The sequence below is a fragment of the Mycoplasmopsis phocirhinis genome (assembly GCF_004216495.1).
Classification (GTDB): domain Bacteria; phylum Bacillota_I; class Bacilli_A; order Mycoplasmatales; family Metamycoplasmataceae; genus Mycoplasmopsis; species Mycoplasmopsis phocirhinis.
Genome location: NZ_CP034841.1, coordinates 388,131 through 412,243 on the forward strand (window position 1 = coordinate 388,131; position 24,113 = coordinate 412,243).

Consider the following 24,113-nt stretch of genomic DNA (forward strand, 5'->3'; position numbering starts at 1 on the left):
CTTATTCCTTAATTGTCGCTAACATTTCTTTGCCAAAAGATAATTTTAGTTTTTTCGACTGCGTTGAGCGATATAAAATAGCATAAGGAATAACTTCAACAAAATTTCCTTCGTCAATTAATTTATCTATTTCTTGATTTAATTTAACTAAATATCTTGAAAGAGTTAATTCTGAATCGTGTGAAAGAATAACTGCGTCATTAGTTGAACTTTCACCTTGAGCAATAACAGGTGATAAAATATTTGAACTATATTTAGTTATTCTTTCAAAGCTAATTACAAATTTATTAAAAACAATATCATATTTTTTATTTTGAGCTAAATTAACACGTTGTTGAATTGTTTTAAAACTTTGTGCTTCAAAACCATCTCCAAACGAAAGCAACACTGAAGCGTGCAATTGAGTAAAAGAAACAAAATTTTTGCTTTCTCTTTTTTGTTCATATTCAGCATACAAATCAAATAACATTAATTCAGTTTGTAATTTAAAACTATTAAGTTCTTTTTTAGAAATTTTAGTGTTTTTCATGTTTTACCTCGTTTTTAAAAATATTTTTAGTGTTGTTAATTTTAAAAATCACAATTCAAAATTGAGTAATTGTACCTATTAGAAAAGCAATTGAAAGACTTGCTTGAACAATTGAAAAAATTTGGGGAACTGATAAAGTTAAATTAATAAAGTTTAATTCATTATTTCCTTTTGAAATAAAAAGTTGAGAAAAACTAAAAATATTTAACACAATAATATTGATAATAGCTAATAAATTAATAAAAATAATGCTTGTTTTAGTAATTGAATAATTTCTATAGATAAATACGCCTAAAATAATTAATGATGAAATTATTGAGCTAAATAACACTATAAGATCAATTTTAGGTTCGTTAGAATTTAAAGTAAAAATGCTAAATGCTATTCAAAGAATTGAATTAAATGAAGCAAAAATTGCTGTATTCATCAAAAGACTTTTAATTCTAATTTTTGGAATTGTGTTTATTAAAATATAAAACACAAACAATAAAATTGGTACTAAAATAAATGCTAATGAAGCGTAGTTAGCTGTGTTTGTTTGCTCCACTAAAAAGCTTGTGTTTGGTTTAACCAATGTCATTATTTTGATACTTCATAGCAATATAGCAAATAAAATAACTAAATTAAATATTAATTTTTGCTTTAAATATTGTTTTGAATATTGTTTTGTGATTAATATATTTATTTTGTCGTAAAAAGCAAAAAAGACAATAAGCGAAAATGCTACAAACAATACAATAATGATAACTAAATTGGCTGATTTTTTAACTTCAAATAAATCTTTAAATCAAATAGCGAATTTGTTGTTTTGCAATAATAAAGGACCACTTGAATTTCAAATAAACAAAATCGCAATGGTTGTAATTAATAAAACGAATTTAAATACTTGTGTAATAATGAAAATATTCAAATTTCCTGTGTTAATTGGATCACTTTTTCTTTTTAAGAAAAAGGTGAATATCGCATTACTAAAGTCGCCTAGAAATATCACTGCTAATAATACAGCTGCAACTATAAAAGTATCTTTAATAATTGCTGAATGAAATAAAAACATTAATAAAAACGAAGTTAGTGAAATTAAAACATAAACAATAAATCAAGGTCAATAGTACTGAATTTTTTCTTTATTTATCTCAAGATCGGCAAAAACCTTGGACAGTGGATAAACAAAGATAAAAAGCAATAGAGTCATTCTAATAAAAATAATAGCGTTAATTTCTTTGAATTGATTATTAAAATTATTAAGATAAATTGCAAAAGTTTCTTTACTACCGCTAAATTTAGCAATAATTTCGTTACTTAATAATGTTTTTTCGCCAAAAATAAATATTAATAATGTTGTTATAAATAAAAGCGATAATAACACTCATTGATAAATTTTAGTTGCCAAGTTTCTTTTTTGTTTATTGGACACGGATTCATGATTATCATAAACACGCTTATTCTCAATATTAATATCTGTCATACTAAGAATCCTTTCTATGAATTATTCACTTGTTTTTGAATTCAATAATTCTTGAGTTTTAAATTTAAATTCTTCGGGAACATCATCTTTAGAAACACCATTAGGGAATAATTGAGTTTTAAAACCACTTTGATCTTTATATTTTTTTTCTAATGCTTGACGATATGAAGTTTTTTGGTTTTTACCACCGCCATAAATTAAGTCATATTGCTCAAGATTATATTGACCGTATGCTCCTTTATAATCTCAGCCTTCTGATCTAAATGCGGCCACAAAATCAGTACGAGCATCTTTAATAATAGTGCTATGAACCCCTACTAACCTGTTATCTTGATTTCTCACACTTGAGCCAGATGAACCACCAATTGGCACAAAATGTCTTAACATATATTGAAGCCCAGAGTTAAAGTATTTTTTTGATTCGTATTGATCGTCCAAAGTTGTATAAATACTGTTGCCACGAATTGGACTAACAATAAAGCCATCATTTAAACCGGGTTTATCAATAAATGAACGATAGCCGATTTGGTATGATAAATAATTACCTCTATCTAATTTTTCTTGTGGAGTACTTTGTTGGCTTCCTTCTTGACCCGTAGCGTTGTAATAAAACTGATAATCTGAATTTATTCATAAACTTTCATATGCTGACCTTACTCTATATTGATCATCATCAGTATATTTATCTAAAAAGAAGTCTTCAGTTCCTTTTGGATAACCCAAAGCAAATAATTGATCGGTTTGTTTAGGTTTTTGATCCTTTTTAATAACTAAATCAAAATCAATTTTGTTATAGTCTTTTAAATATGAATTTGCTAAAAATTTAACTTTTTTGCTTTCGTCTAAATCGGCATAATTATTAGTCATCGCACGAGCTAATTTTTGGGCTAATGTTTGTGTGCCTAAATCTTTTTTAAATTCTTCTGTTAAATCATTATTGTTGTTGCTTAAACCGAATTTATCATTTTCATTTGTAACTAATTTAGCAAAATCAACTTCTACAACAGCAAAATCAATCATTTCTTCAACACCAGCATACTCAACTTTACCTTTTTCATCTAAATATTCACTTGGCGAAGTAGTTAAATAATCTGTTGCATCATAAATTCTTGTAACAGCATTTTTAACTTTATCTCCGTTAAAAAAGAAAGTGTCAAAGTGAGGGTCTAAACCAGTAATTTTTAATTTTGTGTTTAAACCAACTTCTGGATTTGATTTAAGAATTGTCAATGCAAAACCATTAAACCCTTGACGTTGAAAAATTCTAGCTACGTGTGAATTAGTCCCGAAATATCATTTAGTTGGATAGGTTTGATTATCAGTTTTTTCATAATCTAAAATCCACATTGTACCTGAAGAACTACGAGATTTTCTACCAGTTGCTATTTCTTTTTTATAATTTTCTATTTCGTCTTGCCAACCTTTAATCACTTGATCAAAAGTTAACTTTTTAATTTCATTTTCAATTTTAGCATTAATTTCGTCTTTTTGTTTTTGGTATCGATTTTTAATGCCTTCTTTATCACGATCGGCAGTAGTTGGGTGTTGTAATTCTGCTTGCAAATCAAATTCAAGAATTTCAATATTTTGTTTTTCAATATCTACTAGTGCTTGGATATATTCAGCTAGTCTAACAGTTTGATTCGAATCTCTCCATTCAGTCATTTTTTTAATTTTTTCTTTTAATTCAGCTATTTCAGAAGCATAATCTTCAGCATAAGAAAAACTAGCAGATACAGTTTGATAAGCTATATCTCTATATTTTTCGTTTGGTAATAATCGTGCTAAACCAATAGATTTAAAAATATCTCTATCGCCTAAAAAATCGGTTTTAGAATATTTTGTCGGTACTGAACCTGAATGAATAGATAAACCACCTAAATTACCTTCAGGTGTAATAACAGGTAAAGTAAAACCTTTATAAACACCATCTTCATAAGTAGGAATTTTTGCTTGTTGTGCTAAATCGTTAAATTTACGAGCACCTTCTTTTGTGTAATTTAAACTACTTCTAACTTCGTTTTCAGTGGCATTAAAATATTGTTGTTTTAATTCTTTTAAATATTCCTCGTTATCTAAATTATAACGTTCTAATTGATTTGAATCAATATATGTATTTGTTACTGAATTAACACGTGAATCAAAAGGAATTGTCCCAGTACTATCAGCTCCAAAAGGTGTTGTTTTAAAACCGCTTAAATCATAACTTTTAACTTTTGTTTCTGTGTTATCTTTTTTTGAAATTTGAATACTAAATCTAGCTAAACCGGTTGTATTCGCATTTGGCTCTGTATTTACAGCAAGTAAATTAAAATTAAAACTTTTGTCTAAATTATTTTTAAATTTTAAATGCACTAAAGCATTTGAATTATCACGCAAAGACAAAGCATCAATATCGGCCATATTTTGATTAGCACCAACACCAAATTTAACACTAAACACTTCATCAAAATTTAGGGCTAATAAATTATCCAAACTGACATCACTTAAATCTTTTTGAATTTGTGTTTTATCTGCGGATTCTTGTTTTTGTTTTTGCTCTTGTTTTTGCTGCTCATTGTTACATGCGGCTGCCACTAAAGGTAAAGTAGTTAAAACACCCGAAAGTGAAAGAATTAAATATTTTTTGATTTTTTTCATAATTACCTTTCATTATTGGAATTCAAACCCACTATCAATTTCAACTTCAAAACCGGCGCTTTGTAATCTATTTTTTAAATCTTCGTTATTCGCTAATTGAGCTGCTAATTGAATTTTGCCCGGAAAACTACGATTGTCGTTTTTCACTAATTCTTTATAACGAACTAAATTAGCAATTGCGTTTGAAGTTAAATTTTCACTAATTTTAAAGCCAACAGTTGTTTGACCATTGGTAAATTTAATTTTTGGTTTCATCATGCGAAAAGGTTGAGCAAAGTTTTCTAAACCTGGATTTTCTAAATCACTTGCGCCAATTTCAAAGTATTTATTATTATTATAGAATGTTGCTCTTCAAATTTTACGAGGAGCATTAGAATCTTTGATTATGTCGCGAAATTCTAAACCTTTTAATGATTTGATTTTTGGAACACGACCAAAATCTAAACCAGTTGGATAACTATTTCCACCTTCATTGTGATCCGCGTTTAAGCCAGGACCAAAACCTCCTTGGAAAAATGGTTCATTATTACGAGTATAATATGCCAATCTTAAACCTAAATTTATACGTTCATATGGATTTGAAGAAGACTCATTATAATCTTGTTCATCAAAAGCAAGTGTATCAAAAGTTATACGCGAAATTACTGTAACATTATTGCCAAAATCACGACTAACATTGTAATCATTAGTGTTGATTCATTGAGTTTTTCTCAATGCAAGTGGATTAATGCTTCATTCATCAAGTAATGAATTTCCTAAAGTAAATAGAGATAATTCCTTAATACTTTTATTTTCTAATTCAATTAATGAACCTGTATTAGTTGCACGAGCACTAAAATATAATTCTACTTGTAATAAATTATCTGGTAATTCTTTTAGGATATGTTTGAATTTTTGGGCAGTGTCATTTTCACCCATATTTCGGATACGATATGAAACAACGTTTAAGTTTTGCTCTTTAACTTTTTTAATTAAATCAACTGTTTTTTGATAACCTGCGGTATTGGCAGCGTCAATTTCAAGTACTAAGCCTTCATTAATTAAATTTGGATCATTAACTGGGCTTTCTCTTTTCATCTCAATAATTCTGACGCCATCGCCAGCTACAACTAAATTCTTAAATGCTTCGTGAGTGTATGTAACATCAGAACTTTTTCAACCAGGATAAGTTCCATTTTTAATATCCTCAGGGCTTCTATTATATGGACTATTAAATCCAAATACTCGACGAGTCGTATTATCACGCTGTAATCTTGAAATAGTGCCATTATATTCATCAGGTAAATTGTAACCATGCGATTCTATTTCACCATTTTCATTAAAATATGTATTACGAGGATCTAAAACATAACCTTGTGCTAAATAATTTTCGGCAGTTGCTGAAAGTTTTGTAAACTTATCAAAGTCTAAATGTTTATATAATCAAACATATCTATAATTTTTTGAACCACCAAAATCAAACGTGTCGTATTTTGCTTTTCCTTCTTCGTTTAAAAATTCTTTAACTTTATCAGTATCAAATAAACGTTGTCATTTATAAAATTGTTGCTCTCAATATTCTGCATTTTGTCTAATGACATTTTCTATACTTTGAGGTGTTTCCTCCTTAACTTCAAATAAACTTTTAATATTATATTTGATCATTTCTCCATTTAAACCAACACCACCACCTTTAGCTTGACTTAATGCAGCATTTCTTAATTCATCAGTAACTTCAACTGAAATAATTTTGCTTGTTGTGTCATTTTGATAAGGACGAGGATTAGCAATATTATTTTGCACATCGTAGTTATAAACATCACGAGATCTTGATCTTTGTACTTGTGCTTTAACCGGAACCCCAGCTATTACTATTTTATCGTCATTTTCGGGCTGAAATATTTCTTTATCAACTTTAGTAACCTTTACATCAGGTGTAGATTTAGGTTCAGGTTGTGGAATAGGTTTAATTTCAGGGATAGGTTCTGGTTTTGGTGGTTCTGGTTGGGGGATGGGTTCTGGTTTAGGTTTTTCGGGTTCAGGAATAGGTACAGGTTGGGGTTTAGGTTCTGGTTTAGGTGTTTCTATTGGTTCAACTTTTATGATTTCTTCTTTTTTTGGTTCTGGTTTAGGCTGAGGCTTTGGTATTTCTACAGGTTTTTCTAATTCTTTAATATTTACATCAATTAACGAATTTAACGTATTATTTAAATCTAGATTATCTTTAGGAATGAATTTTTCATTTGCTTTGGCATTTGTTTGATAATCAAGAGCATCAGCTGGTTTAGAAGACGTAAAATAAGCCGTTGCCGTAATTACAGAAGCAAGTGTAACAGTTTAAAAAAGAGAAAGAGTTATTTTTTTAAGCTTTTTATTTTTAAAAAATTTCATATTACCTCTAATGTCATAAGTATTATAATTTTTTATGCTAAAAGTATAATTCAATTCAAAAAAAAAAAAAAAAAAAACAGTTATAGTAAAAAAGGCATTTTAAGTACTTTTTAAGCGTTTTTTTAATGTTTTTGTTAAAAAATGAAGGTTCAATTTAATTTCTCTAATTTATTTATTTTTATTTTAGTTAAATTAAAAACAAAATTTGTTTTTTGCTTTTGCTAAAATAATATTATGAAAAAAATAAATTTAATTTTAGGACTAGGTTTAAGCACAATAACACTTTCTAGTGTGCTTGCTTGTACAAAACAAGACAATAATAAATTTGATAATCCAAATATGGGCTTAAAACCAGGTCCAAGCGAACCAAATCAAGCAGACAAAATCGGTCAAAATACAAACACTTCAAAACAAACTGAACCAAAAAATATTGAAGATAAACCAAATACTCCTACACCAAATGACGATATACCTCTTAATTTTTTTGATCAAATAGAAGGCAAAAATCTTAAAAATGTATTTAATAAAATTGTGTTTCCAAAAAATATTGTCTTAAAAAATACTGATTTAAATACTCAAATAATAAAAAATTATTTTAAGCGTGAAATGTATAAATCAGTATCATATGTTTTTGATGCCAATACGCTTGATCAAATTCCACAATGAATGAATTTTGAAAATGCAAAAACAAATAAAATTAAAAATATCCCTGATATGAGTATATTTTTTAATGATCAAAACAATTTAACAAAATATGTTCGCAAAATTATGCCAACATTTTTAGGTGAAAACGAAATTAAACAAATAGATGCTAACACGATCAAATTAGAAAAAAATATATCGCAATTTGTTAATCAAAATTTTAAAAACAAAGAATTAACGCTTTATTTTATTGTCCAAAATAATTCAATTAAAGCAATAGGCGAAAATAGAAATAAATCATATGTAATTCCCATTCAATTAAATATTGACACATTATTAAAATTTAAAGGTCGAGTTTCAAGTGTTAACGAAGAATTTGTCCCTTATGATGCTAATTTACCTAATTTAGGTATTGAATACAATGCACGAATTGATAATGATAATAATTTAATAGTTGAATTACATAGTGATGAAAACACATTTGTATTTAATTCGTTTAATTTAAAAGATGGTCAAATTTATATTGATAAATTCAATACATTAATAGATGCTAGTTATTTTACTTCAAAAAACGCAGATAAAAATTTTTCACTTTCGGAACACAATAATACTTCTTCGCTTCACACTAAATTAAGCTCACTAGAAAATTTATATAATGTTAATTTAGATCCAAATGCTTTATTAGTACAGGCCAAAAGAGTGGATTTGCCCCAAAACACAACAACTTTATTTGACAAAATTCGCCAAAGAACCTTTTCTGTTGGAGGTGGCACAATGACAATGTTAGCTAAAGTATCGCCTAATAACCCCAATGATTATAGATTTTATTTTATAACTAACCATCATGTTAGTGATATTTTACAAAACAATTGAAATGATGCTAGGGTGAATAAAAATTTTGTAATTTGAAATCAAAACGATGCTTTAATTTCAGCCAACGATGAATCAAGTGCAGTTGAAGTTTTTGACTCACAATTAGATTTAAATGTATGAGTAGCACAAGATCAAAGCAATACAGCTGGCATTAAACTTTCAAATACAAATGCAAATGCTGATTATTCAATCAATATTATTGATATTGAGCCTTTAATGCAAAAAGCAAAACAAAAAAATAATCAACGTGTTTATAAATATTTACAAAATTGATTTACTTTAAAACCGCTAAAATTATCTCAATATACTAATTACATAACAGATGCTAGTTTTGTTAAATTATATTTAGCTTCATTCCCAATTTCTCATAATAAAAATAATGGTGGCCGTAGATACCGCGAACATATTATTAATCAAGCCGAATCAATCATTATAAACGACCAGCCAAGAGAGAATGAAAAATATGGTCATTTTAAAACATTTACTGTTAAAGATCAAGAAATTTTAAATTCTAATATTGATTTAATTTCGGGAGCATCGGGTAGTGTTGTATATGATGAAAATGGGGATATGGTAGCTATATTTATGCAAAATATTGACCCAAATTTATATGGCTTTGGTCTATTAAGTTCGCATGAATATGATTATTTAGGTTTCGCAAGTTCAAATAATCCTAATTCATTTTTAAATAAATTAAAAAACCTGGCTGCTAGCCAACCAGATAAATATGACGACAGTGTTTTTAATTAAAGTGATTTTAACCTAATATATTCAGCAACTAAATCAGTATTACTAAAACCTTTAATAGTAGTATTAGTATTAGATAATTTTGTAAAATTTATTTTATTCAAAATTTCTTTTGAACAATTCTCAATATACTTGATAAAAATATATTGTCTATTTGATATTAGCAATTCTGGATTGCTAATTTTTTCATCATAATTGTAATAACCTTGTCTTACAACAGCAAAATCTCATTGATATTTATCTTTATCAAAATATTTTTTCCCGGGTTTCCAAGTTAGGGGTCATTTTTTAGCGTTTTTCGCCATCTTTATACTAAAGTATAAAAAAATTTTTTTAAATTACAAAATTACATTGTAATTATGATATAATTTAACTATGGAGAAATGGGTTATAACACAATCAAAAAGAAAAGATAAAACATATGTCTCGGTCGCAATACCGGCTGGATTTGGAAAAGGTTATAAAAAATCAATTGGAATAGGTAATTTAGAAACATTAAAAACTTTAAATCTAGACCCTATAAACGCCCTTAAGGTTGCGTGTGCTGATTGAAATACTGAATGAAATAAAGAAAAGATATTATCAAAAGTAAAGGAGGTTTTAGCTCAATCTAAAAAAGAAATCCGAAAACAAAATTTTGGTATAAAAGCATTATATGAATTATGTGATAAAATCAACCCTTTCAAATTGTGTGAAAAAAGCAAATCAAAAAATCTTTTAGATATTGCTAAATATATAATCACTTCACGGATCATCAACCAAGATAGTTTGATCAAAATGTATCAACAAAAACATCTTTATGATTTCAATAATGACTTCAAAAAATCTACTTTTTATAATAGTTTAGATTATGTAACCAATAATAAAAATGAAATTTTAAAACAATTAAATAACTCATTAACTTCAAATGCTAGCCGTGATATTGAAGTGTTGTGATATGACTCAACAACAGTGTATTTTGAAAGTTTTGCGAGAAAAGGATTGAGATATCCTGGTTATTCAAAAGACGGAAAATTTAAAGAAGATCAAATAGTAATTGGAATGATTACTGATTGTAATGGAATTCCATTTCATTTCAAAATATTCAAAGGAAATACTGCTGATATGAACACTTTTATACCTTTTATATTGGAAATACGGGATATTTATAATATAAAAAATGTAACAATTGTCGCAGATAGAGGAATGAGCACAAACCGCAACATACGCTTTTTAGAATCTTTAAACATAGATTACATACTCTCTTATCGTTTGAAATCTAGTACAAAACAAAGAAAAGAATACACAATTAACCAAAACGATTATATTCGTGTAAACAAAGATTTTAAATATAAAGAAATAGAATTTATGTCGCTGTGAAAAAACAAACGGTTCAACGGTCATAAAAGAAGACAAATAATGACCCATAGTAAAAAACGAGCAGCAAAAGATTTTAATGATCGTATGCAACTAATTGAAATTTTCAATAAAAAACAAAAAAATGGTAGAGTAATTGAAACAGATTTAATAGCTGCCAAAAAGCATAAATTTTTTAAAAAAATTGGAGCAACTTCTTATTATCAATTAGATTTAGAAAAAATTAGTGAAGATGAACAATTTGATGGTTATTATGTGTATGAAACTTCAAGAACAGATCTTAAGCCATTAGATATTGTTGATTTATATCAAAAACAATGACAAATTGAAAATAATTTTAGAAATTTAAAAAATTGTTTAAAAATTAGACCTATGTATGTTTGGAGTGAAAATCATATTGAAGGTTATATTACTTTATGCTTTATTTCATTGGTTTTATTACAGTATGGTTTAAATATTTTGAATAAATATGTTAAAAAACAAACAAAAATAGACAAAAATTATTCAATTTCCAATTATGTAGACGCTATCAAAAATGCCGAAAAAATTCAAATTTTAATTGATAACAAAATTATTAACGAATACAACATTGAAAATACTGATAATGAAAAGGAAACAATGTTATATGAATTAATTGAACAATCAATCAAAAATTACAATGTAATTAAATTATAAAAAATTCCGAAAGTACCTTAAAATGAGGTATTTACGGAATTTTTTAATTTGCAACTTGGAAACTCGGGAGTCTTGGTTGTTGCTTAATTTCTTCGATTGTGAAGGGGCGATCGTTTAGGTTTTGCCCACCAAAAATTTCAAAAAGTTTATTATTATACTCTCAACCTTCTTTTGATTCATATTCATAAATATAACCCTCATTTAAATCTTTTTCGTTTGTAATTAACGACTTATTGCATAATTTTAATAATTCTAATTTAAATTTTTTTGACACGATATAATCCTCTATATGAATATTTTATTCATATTAATTCTATCATTAAGCAATTAAAAAACTCAAATTTGTTAATTTGAGTTTTTAATCAAGTTTTTATAGTATATAAATTAAATGTTATTAATAATCACCGTCTCATTCAAATTCATATTCAAAAATTCTAACAGTGTCGCCTGGCTGTACGCCTTTTTTGATTAATTCATCTCAAACGCCAATTTTTTTAAGTATATTGTTAAATCTTAATAAATTGTCGTAACTAATTAATGGTATTTTTTCGTATAAATGTTTAATTTTCGGTCCATTTATTTCATAAAAACCTTCGTATTGCTTAATGACTTGATATTCTTGTTCAAGTTTAATTTCAACCACTGTATCATCTTTTATTTCTTCAACAGGTTTTAATTTATTAAGCTCGATTAAATTAAATAATTCTTTTTTGACTTCATCAAGATTTTTGCTTGCTAAAGCTGAGATAGCTACAAGTTTAATTTCAGGGTATTTTTGTTTAAACTTACTCAAGTTTTGTTCAAAGTTTGTTAAATCAGATTTATTAGCAATTACTAATTGGTCTTTTTTTTCAAGATTCAAACTGTAATTTTTTAATTCTTCGTTAATAACCTCAAAATCTTTTATTGGGTCTTTATCTTCACTGCCAAAATCAATAATATGTGCAATTACACGACATCTTTCAATATGTTTTAGGAATTGAATTCCTAAACCTTTGCCTTGTGAAGCTCCTTGAATTAAACCGGGTAAATCAGCCACAACAAAAGAATTATCATAATATTTAACCATCCCCAATTGTGGGACAAGAGTTGTAAATTCATATTCAGCAATTTTAGCTTTAGCATTTGAAATGGCACTTAATAATGTAGATTTACCAGCAGAAGGCTTACCCACAACTCCTACATCTGACATAATTTTTAAAACTATGTGAGCATCATATTTTTCACCTTTAGTTCCGTTTTCACTAATTCTTGGAGCTGTGTTTCGCGGCGATTTAAATTTCATGTTTCCACGACCACCTTGACCTCCCTTAGCAACTAAATATTCTTTAGGTTCAATAATATCAGCCACCACTTTTGAATCACGATATACAACTGTGCCAATAGGAACATACACATATTTATCCTTACCAGCAGCACCATAAAGATTTTTAGGTCCTCCATTGACGCCATCTTCAGCACTTATTTTTTTATTACCATATAGAGATAAAAGAGTGTTTTTGCCTAAATCACCAACAAAATAAATATTACCACCGCGACCACCATCGCCACCATCAGGCCCACCTTTATCGACGTGAGCTTCACGACGAAAAGAGATCATTCCATCACCACCCTTGCCAGCAACTAATTGAATTTTGATTTCATCAATAAATCTTGCCATTTTATCTCCTTACTTTTTTTGTTCATTATTGAATCTAGCAATATAGTCCAATATAGCAATACCTAAACCGTGCTCTTGCACCGATCTTGTAACATATTTTGCTTTTTCTTTGACAATATCTTTTGAATTATCCATGGCGTACGAGTAATTAAAACGTTTAAACATTGAAAAATCATTTTCGCTATCGCCAATTACCATTACATCCTCAGTTGTATATTGTGTAAAAATATTTTGAATCATTCATGTGATTGCTTTACCTTTAGAAGCGCCGCGTGGCAAAATTTCTAAATTCATATGAGTTTTTATTAATTTAACATCATAGTTTTTTAGGACCTCAATTAATTCGTCAACATTTTCAGTAGTTTCAAAATATACTTCAATTTTTGATACATTTTTAATAGCTTGACCTTGATATAATTCAAATTGATCAAAATTTTCATATTTAAAATAGATGCGGTTTAAAAACTCTTTATCTTCTTCTTTAAATATATAAAATGCATCTGAGCTTCAGCCGGCGGCTGAAACTTTTTTATCTCTAAATAAGTCAAATATTTTTTTGACTTCGCTCTCTTTAATGAATTCTTCACGCACAAATTTATAGTGTTTAAAATCGTAGATTTGAACTCCACTTGAACCAATAATATAATCAGCATTAACTAATTTTGCAAGTTTGAACATTTTAGGACAAATAGGATTACCTGTGGCTATATTAAAACTTAATTCGTTTTGTTTAATTATGTTTAAATTATAAATTGATACATATCCGTTGCTAGTGTATATTGTGCCATCCACATCACTAAAAACGATAGGTTTTTTCTTCATAATTCCTCTTTTCCGACATTTGTCTATAGTCTAGATAATAATACATTAATTTTATATTTAGATATAAAAATTAAATAGACATTATCAATTTTGGAGGCAAAATTAACTTACTTTTAACTATTTTGTCTAATGTTTGTATGTTATTGTTATTCATAGTTTTTTGCTTGTTTAAAACAAAAATATTGTTTTTTTAACAATTTTGTTGATTTTCTTGCAAAAAAAAAAAAAAAAGTAAAATAAGCGAAATGTTACAAATATATTTTATTTTAGGAGGATAATAACATGAAATTCAAAAAAATTAATGGCTTGTTCTTTGCTGGTTTAGCAACCGCAACAATACCTTTGATTTCAATTTCTTGCAGCAACGAAAGCAATTACACAAAAGCTAGACGAAAATTAAATGAATTTATAAGAAAATATAGCTCAAATACACTGTTTCAACCAGAAATACGTAAATTAACAAATCAATTTAATGCTCTTACTCAAAACGATACAACAATTACTGATGAGCAACTTCATTTCTTTATAGGTTTAATTAATAATTTATCATATTATTTTGATAATTTGGGTGAATTTTTAAAACCTAAATTTCCACCACGGAGATAGATACAGAGCACCAAAAATAATTGATGCTCTTTTTTTAAAATTTGAACAATGCAGGCAATAAACATCAGTAAAAAATGAAGAATATATGGTACAATTTACTTATATATTTATATAAAGAAAGCTAGTATACATAAATCGCACTTTATCAGATTTCACGAACTTTCAACAATTTTGATTTTTATAATAAAGGAGATTATATGACCCCACACATTCACGCTAAAAAAGGCGAAATAGCTAAAACTGTATTGATGCCAGGTGATCCATTAAGAGCTAAATTTATTGCCGAGACATTTCTAGAAGATGTTAAATTAGTCAATACTGTTAGAAATATGTTTATTTACACAGGTAAATATAACGGTAAAGAAGTTTCAATTGCTGGTTCAGGCATGGGTTGTCCTTCAATCGGTATTTATAGTTATGAATTATTCGCATTTTATGATGTTGATTCAATTGTAAGAATTGGTTCAACTGGTGCTTATATTCCAGAACTAAAATTATACGATACGGTTTTAGCAACTGAAGCGATTGCGGATAGCACCCATTTTAGAAGATTAGTATTAGGTAAAGAATTTGAATCGAATATTTCTTTACCTTCCAAAGAATTAAATGATAAATTAAGAGATTCAGCTAAAACATTAAATATTGATTTAGTTGAGGGAAGAGTGCATTCTTCAGATGTATTTTATTCATCACAAAGCCTTGAACAAAGAATAGACGAAACTCAAGCAATTTGTGTTGAAATGGAATCGTTAGCTTTATTCACCAATGCTCAAAAATTAGGCAAACAAGCCGCATGTTTATTGACTGTCTCAGACAATATCGCTACTCATGAAGAAACTACACCTGAAGAAAGACAAAGCGCTTTTACCAACATGATGAAAGTTGCTTTAGGAGTTATTTAAATGCGAATTGTTGATTTAATTGAGAAAAAAAGATTAAATAATGAATTATCAAAAGATGAAATTCATCATTTAATTTCTTCTTATGTTAGTGGTCAAACACCAGATTATCAAATGGCAGCTTTTATCATGGCTGTTATGTTTAATGGAATGACTAAAGAAGAGACTGCTCAATTTACTAAAACAATGATGCATTCAGGTGATATTATCGACTTGAGTTCTATACCTGGTATTAAGGTTGATAAACATTCAACAGGCGGAGTAGGTGATAAAACAACTTTAGCTATTGCTCCTATTGTTGCTGCTTTAGGTGCACCAGTGGCTAAAATGTCTGGTAGAGGTTTGGGTCACACAGGCGGTACACTAGATAAACTTGAATCAATTCCAGGTTTTAGATTTGCTTTAAGTGAAACTGAATTTATTGAACAAGTTAAAAAACATAATATTGCAATTATAGGTCAAACCGCTAAATTAGTTCCTGCAGATAAAAAATTATATGCTTTAAGAGATGTTGTCAATTGCGTTCAGTCAATTCCTTTGATTGCGTCTTCAATAATGTCTAAAAAATTAGCTACTGGTTCGGATGCGATTTTATTAGATGTTAAATGTGGTAATGGTGCATTTATGAAAACTGAAAAAGAGGCTATAGATTTAGCTAACACAATGATCGATATTGGTAAATCACTTAATGTAGACGTGCGTGCCGAAATAACTAATATGAACCGTCCAATTGGAAGAGAAATTGGGAATAAAAACGAAGTATTAGAAGCAATTTGAACTTTAGAAGGTAAAGGACCACAAGATTTTAAAGATTTAGTAGTTTCATCGTGTTCAACGATTTTATTGCAATCTAAATTAGAATCTAATTATGATCAAGCTGTTGATAAAGTTAATGAAGTTATAAATAATGGCAAAGCTTTAGAAAAATTTTATGAATTAGTTAAACTCCAAGGCGGCGATGTTGAAATTTTAAAAAATCAAGCTCAATTTTGAAATCCAAAACATAAACACGAAATTAAGGCCACTCAAGAAGGTTATTTAGAAATTTTTGATTCATTAACTTTTGGTGTTGTCGCAATGAAATTAGGAGCTGGCCGAGCCAAAAAAGAAGATTCAATAGATTTTGACGCAGGAATTACTTTAAATAAAAAAACGAATGAAAAAGTTAAAAAAGGCGATACTTTATTCACACTTTACTCATCAAATTCGATAAATTTAGATTTAGTTAGCGAATTGGCAAATGCTTATAAATTTAATGATAAACAAGTTGAAAACAAAATTATTATTGCTAAATTAGGATAGGAGAACAATGACAAATTATAATCAAATGATTGATCATACTTATTTAAAAGCCGACGCAACTATTGAAGATATTAACAAACTATTAGCCGAAGCAGTTAAATTTCAATTTAAAACTGTTTGTGTAAATGCTTCATGAGTACCTTATGCTAAAACAAAATTGGCTAATACTGGAGTTGGAATAACTTGTGTAGTAGGTTTTCCGTTAGGTGCTACATTACCACAGGTTAAAGCATTTGAAGCTGCTGAAGCTATTGAAGCAGGTGCTAGCGAAATTGATATGGTAATTAATATTGGTAAATTAAAAGATGGCGATTATTCATATGTTTTAGAAGACATTAAAACAGTTAAAGCAGCAATGCCTAATAATATTTTAAAAGTTATTGTTGAAACAGCATTGTTAAACAAGAGCGAAATTGAAAAAGTTACTCAAATTGTAATTGATTCAGGAGCAGAATTTATTAAAACCTCAACCGGTTTTGCTTCAAGAGGTGCTTCATTAGAAGACATAAAAATAATGAAAGCAATCGCTGGCGAAAAAATACAAATTAAAGCTGCTGGTGGTATTAGCAATAAAGATGACATGATTAAAATGATTGATGCTGGAGCAAATCGTTTTGGGACAAGTCGCTCAATTGCTATTATTAAGGGTAAATCTTCAAATGAAGGTTACTAGCACTTAAACTAGTAAAAAATTCAAGTTATTAAAATCGATGCATAACTTGAATTTTTATTTGCAAAATTTTTTAAGCAATAATGTTAATTTTTTCCTTTTTTGTTAAAGTTGTTGCAAAAAATATTTGTATTAAGTATGAAAAAATGAAAACTATGAACTTTGGGTGCGGTTGTACCAATGCTTGTTTTAGGTATAGGAACATCTCTAGTTATCGATAAAAGAGAAAGTTATATAAAACCAAAACAAGCACAAACAGAATTTAAAATTAAAATTGAAGGTGCTGTTTTAAATAACGGATATTTTAGAGCTAAAAAGGGTGATAAATTAATTGATATTATCAAATTAGCTCAACCTTTGCAAAACGCAAGTTTAAAAGATATTGAAATCACTAAACCAATTGAAAAAGATTTAAATATTGACATAAAATTTGATATTGCAAAAGGACCTTTTTTAAATTGAACTTTATTATCTAAAACGAGCCAATTAATTAAATATGGTATTAAAAAAAGTATTGCTACTAAATTATTAAAACACCGAAGAGTTAATTCTAAAACTACATGAACAAATATCAGTGAATTAAAAGGCATTGGTCCTCAAACATTAAAAAAATTAAAACAAATTCTAATTGTTTAATTTTTTTAATGCTTTTTCCTATAATTTTTCATTTATCAATTACACCCGTTCAAACTCAATATTTTTGAATAGGTTTTTTAATAATTTACACAATTGCTTTTGGTTTAATTTGACCTAAATTTTCAATTGTGGTAATAATTGTGTTGTTGATATATTTAGTTTTATATTTTATCCGTAGGCCTAATTTTTATTTTGGTGGTATAGAATATAACATTAAAGGACGTATTGTAAAAACTTCCAATAAATATGCAATTGTTAATGTCAATAACAACAATTTATTGGTGTATTTAAATAAATACACAACTTCTAATAAAGTTTATGTTGGTGACATAGTTGAAATAGATGGGTTTTTAGAAAAAACACAAAATAATAATTATTTTAGTTTGAGTAATAATATTCAATATTTTATACAAAAAGGTTATATAAAAACTATCAAACACCCTCAATATTCGCTAAATGCTTTTATTGAAAATTATTCAACTAATGGGGGGAAATATTTTAAAAAATATTGAAAATTAATTCTGTTTGGAATAAACACCGATTCGCAAGATATTATTCAAAACGCAATTAAAATTAATATTATTCATTTATTAGTAATTTCAGGTTTGCATTTTGAAATATTATTTAAATTAGCAAATAAATTAATTTATAAAATAAAGAACAAATGATTTTTTAAAATAGTTAAATATTTCAGTTGAATTATCATATTTTATTATTTGACAATTTTAAATAATCCTATTCCAGCTTTAAGAGCATTTATAATGCATTTATTTTTGCTTTTTTCCCCTAAAAAAAGTTGACTTGCACTTGTTTTTAGTGCTTTTATCATTTTCATTTTTGATTTTAACAATATCATTACAATTAGTTTTTTACTTTCATATTCAATTACAGTTGTTATTTTAATCACAAATAAAATATTTATTAAATATCAACTGAAAAATAAAATACTTAAATTTTTTATACTTATTTTTATTCTTTATTTCTATATGTTTATATGGACAATTAAGATGAACGGTTTTATAAATGTTAGTGGTTTAATATATTCAATATTTTTAGCTCCAATTATTGAATTTATTTATATTTTAAGTTTATTGTTTTGGTATAGTCCTATATTTTTAAATTGAATATATTTCGTGCTTGATAAGATAATTCTATTAGCTGCTAAATTTAGCATACTAATACCTATATCGCTAAATATTTCGCAAAAAACTTTACTTATTTGAATGTTTTCATATACTATATTTTTACTAATTCCATTATTTTTAAGCAATAAAAGTAAAAAACAAAAAAATTAGCACTTTAATACTTTGAGTGCTAATTTATGGTAAAATAATTTTGTAAGATAAACTGGAAGAAAGGAAAATAATATGGCAAAAGAAGTTATTATTGGTATAGATTTAGGTACCACAAACTCAGTGGTTTCGATTGTTGATAATGGAACACCTGTAGTTTTAGAAAATTTAAATGGAAAAAGAACAACTCCTTCGGTAGTTTCGTTTAAAGATGGTGAAACCATTGTTGGAGATAATGCAAAAAATCAAATAGAAACAAACCCAGATACAATTGCTTCAATTAAAAGATTAATGGGTACTAAACAAACTGTTAAAGCTAATGGTAAAGAATATAAACCTGAAGAAATTTCAGCAATGATTTTAAGTAATTTGAAAAAATACGCTGAAGAAAAAATTGGTCACAAAGTTGACAAAGCAGTTATAACTGTGCCTGCATATTTTAATAATGCCCAACGTGAATCAACAAAATTAGCAGGTAAAATTGCTGGTTTAGAAGTAATGAGAATTATTAATGAACCAACCGCTGCCGCTTTGAGTTTTGGTTTAGATAAAACCGATGAAGAAAAGAAAGTGTTAGTTTTTGACCTAGGTGGTGGAACATTCGACGTTTCAATTTTAGAATTAGCTGATGGAACTTTTGAGGTTCTTTCAACTGCGGGTGATAATGATTTAGGTGGTGATGATTGAGATAATGCAATTGTGCAATGATTAGTTGAAAAAATTCAAAAAGAACACAATTACAATGTTAGAGACGATAAAATGGCAATGGCTCGCTTAAAACAAGCAGCTGAAAAAGCAAAAATTGATTTATCTTCTTCAATGTCAGCAAATATCTCACTACCATTCTTAATTTTTGTGCAAGGTAGTGCTCCAATTAATGTTGAAGCTACACTAAAAAGAAGTGAATTTGAACAAATGACTTCTTCACTACTAGAAAGAACAAAAGCACCTATTGATCGTGCTCTTGCAGATGCAAAATTATCGTTATCAGATATTACTGATGTGTTATTAGTTGGTGGTTCAACAAGAATGCCAGCTGTGCAAGCGTTAGTTGAAACAAAATTAGGTAAAAAACCAAATAAATCAGTTAACCCTGATGAAGTTGTGGCTATGGGTGCTGCTATTCAAGGTGCAGTTTTAGCGGGTGACATTAGTGATATTTTATTAGTTGACGTAACTCCACTTACTCTAGGTATAGAAACTGAACATGGTGTTGTGGCTTCGTTAATTGATCGTAATACAAGAATTCCAATTACTAAATCTAAAACTTTTACAACCGCAGCTGATAATCAAACTGCTGTTACAATTCACATTGTTCAAGGGGAAAGAAAATTAGCTAAAGATAATAAATCATTAGGAATGTTTAATTTAGAGGGTATTGACCCAGCACCTCGTGGTATGGCTCAAATTGAAGTTTCATTTACAATTGACGCAAACGGAATTACAACTGTAGCTGCTAAAGATGCTAAATCAGGTAAACAAGAAAGTATCGTAATTAAAAATTCATCAAAATTAAGTGATGAAGAAATTGATAGAATGGTTAAAGATGCCGAAGCAAATCGTGAAGCAGACGAAAAACGTGCTCAAGAAATTGAAACCGAAGTGCGTGCTGAAACTTTAATCGCAAAAATGAAACAATCTTTGGAAGAAAATAAAGATAAAGTTAATGAAGAACAAAGAACTCAAACACAAGAAAAAATTGATGAATTACAAAAACTACTAGATGAAAAAAATTACGATGAATTAAAAGCTAAACTAGATGAAATTGATAAAGCATTTGAAATGATTGCAAAACAGTTCCAAAATCAAGAAACCAAACATGAAAACCAGCCAGAAGGTTTTAAAGAAGAAGATTCAAAATAATAATTAAACATTAAGGATATATTTCCTTAATGTTTTAATTTATTTTAAACATATTATTTTTTTATGATAAATAATATAATTATTTAAATAATAATAGGAGAAAAACATGAAAATAAAAAAGAAATTATTTTTGAATACTTTATTGCTAACATCGTTATCTTCTGTTGCAACATTAATAACAGCATGTAGCAATAATAAACCAGAAAAAATTGAAACCAAGCAAGATAGTGACAAAAAATTACTTGATGCTAAAAACGAATTAAGTAAACTAGTTCAAAGATTAAATACCCAAACATCTTTTCCGGATGCTAAATACAATGATTTAAAGAATTTAATCAATAAATTTATTGAAAAAATTGATAATTTTAATACTTTAAACACTGATGAAAAAACGACATTTATTGATGAACTTTCTAACAAAGTAGACACATTTAAAAATAGATTTGATTTAGCAGCTAAAATTAATGTGTACTTAGGTGTATTAAACCGTATTAAATCAAGCTCGGCACAATATGCTCAAAATAGTGAATTTGAGCAACTAATTAATAATGCAAACGAATATGTTAATCAAAACACTACTAAATTACTAGATTTATCAGTTTCAAATACAGATATTATTAATTCAATTAAAGAAGTTACTAAATCACCCGCTGAATTAAATGCCAAATTTGACAAATTTAAGAATAAATATAAGCAACAAAGTGAAGAAGAATTGACTTTAAATTCATATATCAATGCAATCAAAAACCAAATTATGTATTTAGGTCAAATTAAAAACGAAAGTTTGAAAACTGAATTAAATACAAATTTAGAACAATTTGTTGTTAAAACTCAACAAGATAATCTTTCAAGCGAACAAGTTAAAGAACTTCGCAAAGAAGCGATTATGATTTACGAGCAAAACGAGTTAAAAATTAATCAAAGTTTAACATCAGCACCTGGTCAAAATTTAAGTGTACAGGAATATTCATATGTTAATTATTTTCCAGATTATGATGTTAAAGCAACTAAAATACCTTTATATCAAGAGACAAATGAAGCAGTGCACTATGTTGGTTTAATTGATATTATGCACCGCATGAATGGTGTTTATCAGAGTTCAAAATTTAAATTGCTTTCGCACGAAAATAATGTCTGAACATTTAGAATAGCAGACCAAGTGAATATTAAAATAGATACACAAGCTGGCACATTTGAAACTGAATCGCCATATTTCAATAGAATTACAAATGAGTTAAAAGGTTTAGATATTGCGCAATTTTTAAAATCTAAAAATTTCCAAACCCATTCAAATAATAAAAAAATTACTTTTGATTTAACTGAATCGGGTCTTAAATTTATTAATAAAGATAATGATGTATTAATCCCATTATCAATATTTAACATTTTGTTTAATTCGCCAAATTACTATAACTTGTATTTTAACGGAGAGTATATTTATGGAGTTTCATTATATGTTGAAGCTGGTAGACCTAATTACGAAACAATTAAAACTAATAAATTAAATGATGCTACGCAAACTTTAAAACAAAGAGAATACAACTTTAATGTTTTAAAATTCTTGATGAATAATTTTTATGGTTTAAAAGATCGCAAATATAAAGATAAAAAATGAGAAGACACTATTAATCAATTTGATAAAGACTTATTTTTATCAACTAATGTACAAGATAATAACCAAGCAATAATGAATTTAATTTATAGTGATTTAAAAGATCGCCACTCTTCAGTACCTTCATTGTCATTTTATAATAAGCCAAATGTATTTCCTGATGTGCGTGCTCAAAACCAAAACACAGTTTGATTAACTAGTTATTTATCAACTTTATTATTACAACAGCAAAAACAACAATATTTTACAGATCAAAACTTAAATGCTCGAAGTTCACTTTTTGCAGCTTATAATACAACAGCATACATTATTCCACCCGCATTTGCAGTAGGAACTAAACGAGCAATTGAAACAGAAAATCCAAGTGCTGATACATTCATTTTATTCAAAAAATCTTTTGAATTAATTGAACAAAATAATCAAAAACCCGAATCAACTAAAATTAAAAATGTGGTTATAGATTTATCTTTAAATGGCGGTGGTTTAACAGCTGCTCTATATAAAGCTTTAGGTTTTTTAACAAACAAACCAATTACAAATATTGAAGTTAATAAATTAAATGGCGATTTTTCAATTCAAGAATATGATGTTGATAGTAATGCTGATGATAATTTTGAAGATCTAGATAGTTATGAAGGTAAATATAAATTCTATATTTTAACAAGCGTTAACACATTTTCATCAGCCAATATAATGGCTGGAATTGCTAAACAAAATAATTATGCTGAAATAATTGGACATAAAAGCGGCGGTGGCGCATTTAGTATTTTACCTGTTTCTTTACCAGATGGCACAACTGTATCAATTTCATCGGTTAATGGCAATTACACATCATCTCAACCATTTGAGCAAATAAATTCAGTTGAGCAACTAGTTGATTTAGAAGATGGAGTTAATGTAGATCCAAATCGTGAAATTAAATATTCAGATTATTATGACTTACCATACATTGATTATTTAATTAATCAATGACAAGGTATTTCAATACCAAATCCACACCGAAGTGAGACTAATTCTCAAGCTGGACAACAAGATTTAACACTAGAAAAGCAAAAAGAATATATTGATTCTTTATTTAGCCAAGACACTTATTCTATTACTTTAGCAGGTAAAGACGCAAAAAGTTTTATAGCTGATAATTATGCAATTTTACCAACAAGCAATAACAATGAAGACTATAGTTTTAATAATATTGCCAGATTAAGGCTAGAAGATTTATTTGCAAAATTAAATATTACAGGTTTTGATGCTACAAGATTGCCTTCAATTGTTGGTTTATTCATTAGAGGTGTCAATAATAACCAAGTTAAAGTAGAGGTTCCTCTATTTGAAGTAGGCCGTACTTTAGTTTCTAAAACCATTACAATTAACATTAATGCTCAAAATTAACATTTAATCTAGCATGGGCTAGATTTTTTGTATGGTCCAATAAAACTATATTAATTTATAATATC

19 protein-coding genes are annotated in these 24,113 nt (G+C 27.6%); 11 read left to right on the forward strand and 8 right to left on the reverse strand.

Translation table 4 applies throughout. The features are described 5' to 3' along the window. Nucleotide 1: 1 nt before the first annotated feature. From EG856_RS01540 to EG856_RS01555, 4 genes are read right to left on the reverse strand one after another with little or no spacing between them, the layout of a single operon-like run. A complete protein-coding gene (locus EG856_RS01540; RefSeq protein ID WP_130429380.1) occupies nucleotides 2-529 on the reverse strand; it encodes an MSC_0623 family F1-like ATPase-associated protein in 528 nt (175 codons plus the stop codon). Beyond that, nucleotides 516-1,994, reverse strand: a complete 1,479-nt coding sequence (locus EG856_RS01545) for an MSC_0624 family F1-like ATPase-associated membrane protein (RefSeq protein WP_130429381.1) — start codon at nucleotides 1,992-1,994, stop codon at nucleotides 516-518. The genes EG856_RS01540 and EG856_RS01545 overlap by 14 nt, the downstream gene beginning before the upstream one ends. 21 nt (nucleotides 1,995-2,015) lie before the next feature. After that, nucleotides 2,016-4,634 (reverse strand): Ig-specific serine endopeptidase MIP, encoded by a 2,619-nt coding sequence (gene mip / locus EG856_RS01550; RefSeq protein ID WP_130429382.1) that lies wholly within the window; start codon nucleotides 4,632-4,634, stop codon nucleotides 2,016-2,018. A gap of 12 nt (nucleotides 4,635-4,646) precedes the next feature. Further along, entirely contained in the window at nucleotides 4,647-6,719 is a 2,073-nt protein-coding gene (locus tag EG856_RS01555) for a putative immunoglobulin-blocking virulence protein (protein ID WP_318025464.1), read from the reverse strand. Between EG856_RS01555 and EG856_RS01560 the strand changes: the two genes are divergently transcribed. Continuing rightward, nucleotides 6,625-6,879, forward strand: coding sequence for a hypothetical protein (locus tag EG856_RS01560; protein ID WP_130429384.1), 255 nt, complete (start codon nucleotides 6,625-6,627; stop codon nucleotides 6,877-6,879). The two genes, EG856_RS01555 and EG856_RS01560, sit on opposite strands and share 95 nt — an antisense overlap. Nucleotides 6,880-7,238: 359 nt before the next feature. After that, a complete protein-coding gene (locus tag EG856_RS01565; RefSeq protein ID WP_130429385.1) occupies nucleotides 7,239-9,269 on the forward strand; it encodes a hypothetical protein in 2,031 nt (676 codons plus the stop codon). On the opposite strand, the gene EG856_RS01570 is transcribed toward EG856_RS01565, so the two are convergent. Further along, a complete protein-coding gene (locus EG856_RS01570; RefSeq protein WP_130429386.1) occupies nucleotides 9,266-9,571 on the reverse strand; it encodes a hypothetical protein in 306 nt (101 codons plus the stop codon). The genes EG856_RS01565 and EG856_RS01570 overlap by 4 nt on opposite strands. Nucleotides 9,572-9,641: 70 nt before the next feature. Here EG856_RS01570 and EG856_RS01575 point away from each other — a divergent pair, with 70 nt between their 5' ends. After that, the gene (locus tag EG856_RS01575) at nucleotides 9,642-11,297 is read left to right on the forward strand and encodes an IS1634 family transposase (protein ID WP_130429387.1); all 1,656 of its coding nucleotides are present in this window, start codon (nucleotides 9,642-9,644) and stop codon (nucleotides 11,295-11,297) included. A 43-nt stretch (nucleotides 11,298-11,340) separates the two neighbouring features. On the opposite strand, the gene EG856_RS01580 is transcribed toward EG856_RS01575, so the two are convergent. The 3 genes from EG856_RS01580 to EG856_RS01590 all read right to left on the reverse strand — a co-directional run bounded on the left by EG856_RS01580 (nucleotide 11,341) and on the right by EG856_RS01590 (nucleotide 13,779). Next, a complete protein-coding gene (locus tag EG856_RS01580; RefSeq protein WP_130429388.1) occupies nucleotides 11,341-11,571 on the reverse strand; it encodes a hypothetical protein in 231 nt (76 codons plus the stop codon). Between the two features lie 120 nt (nucleotides 11,572-11,691). After that, nucleotides 11,692-12,957 carry a GTPase ObgE gene (gene obgE, locus EG856_RS01585; RefSeq protein WP_130429389.1) on the reverse strand — a complete coding sequence of 422 codons (1,266 nt, stop codon included), beginning with the start codon at nucleotides 12,955-12,957 and terminating at the stop codon, nucleotides 11,692-11,694. Between the two features lie 9 nt (nucleotides 12,958-12,966). Then, a complete protein-coding gene (locus EG856_RS01590) occupies nucleotides 12,967-13,779 on the reverse strand; it encodes a Cof-type HAD-IIB family hydrolase (RefSeq protein WP_130429390.1) in 813 nt (270 codons plus the stop codon). Nucleotides 13,780-14,061: 282 nt separating this feature from the next. On the opposite strand from EG856_RS01590, the gene EG856_RS01595 reads away from it, so the two are divergent. The 8 genes from EG856_RS01595 to EG856_RS01630 all read left to right on the forward strand — a co-directional run bounded on the left by EG856_RS01595 (nucleotide 14,062) and on the right by EG856_RS01630 (nucleotide 24,048). Next, nucleotides 14,062-14,385 carry a hypothetical protein gene (locus EG856_RS01595; RefSeq protein WP_130429391.1) on the forward strand — a complete coding sequence of 108 codons (324 nt, stop codon included), beginning with the start codon at nucleotides 14,062-14,064 and terminating at the stop codon, nucleotides 14,383-14,385. A 197-nt stretch (nucleotides 14,386-14,582) separates the two neighbouring features. Next, nucleotides 14,583-15,287 carry a purine-nucleoside phosphorylase gene (gene deoD / locus EG856_RS01600; RefSeq protein WP_130429392.1) on the forward strand — a complete coding sequence of 235 codons (705 nt, stop codon included), beginning with the start codon at nucleotides 14,583-14,585 and terminating at the stop codon, nucleotides 15,285-15,287. After that, entirely contained in the window at nucleotides 15,288-16,586 is a 1,299-nt protein-coding gene (locus EG856_RS01605) for a pyrimidine-nucleoside phosphorylase (protein WP_130429393.1), read from the forward strand. It abuts the gene before it with no gap. Between the two features lie 7 nt (nucleotides 16,587-16,593). Continuing rightward, nucleotides 16,594-17,259 carry a deoxyribose-phosphate aldolase gene (gene deoC, locus EG856_RS01610; RefSeq protein WP_130429394.1) on the forward strand — a complete coding sequence of 222 codons (666 nt, stop codon included), beginning with the start codon at nucleotides 16,594-16,596 and terminating at the stop codon, nucleotides 17,257-17,259. A gap of 135 nt (nucleotides 17,260-17,394) precedes the next feature. Continuing rightward, the gene (locus EG856_RS01615; RefSeq protein ID WP_130429395.1) at nucleotides 17,395-17,892 is read left to right on the forward strand and encodes an MAG0490 family ComEA-like DNA-binding protein; all 498 of its coding nucleotides are present in this window, start codon (nucleotides 17,395-17,397) and stop codon (nucleotides 17,890-17,892) included. Beyond that, nucleotides 17,817-19,187: an MAG0480 family ComEC-like protein gene (locus EG856_RS01620; RefSeq protein ID WP_408634172.1), complete on the forward strand. Its 1,371-nt coding sequence runs from the start codon at nucleotides 17,817-17,819 to the stop codon at nucleotides 19,185-19,187. The genes EG856_RS01615 and EG856_RS01620 overlap by 76 nt, the downstream gene beginning before the upstream one ends. 72 nt (nucleotides 19,188-19,259) lie before the next feature. Further along, nucleotides 19,260-21,047: a molecular chaperone DnaK gene (dnaK, locus tag EG856_RS01625; protein ID WP_130429397.1), complete on the forward strand. Its 1,788-nt coding sequence runs from the start codon at nucleotides 19,260-19,262 to the stop codon at nucleotides 21,045-21,047. A 106-nt stretch (nucleotides 21,048-21,153) separates the two neighbouring features. Beyond that, nucleotides 21,154-24,048 (forward strand): S41 family peptidase, encoded by a 2,895-nt coding sequence (locus EG856_RS01630; RefSeq protein WP_130429398.1) that lies wholly within the window; start codon nucleotides 21,154-21,156, stop codon nucleotides 24,046-24,048. The last annotated feature ends 65 nt before the right edge of the window (nucleotides 24,049-24,113 follow it).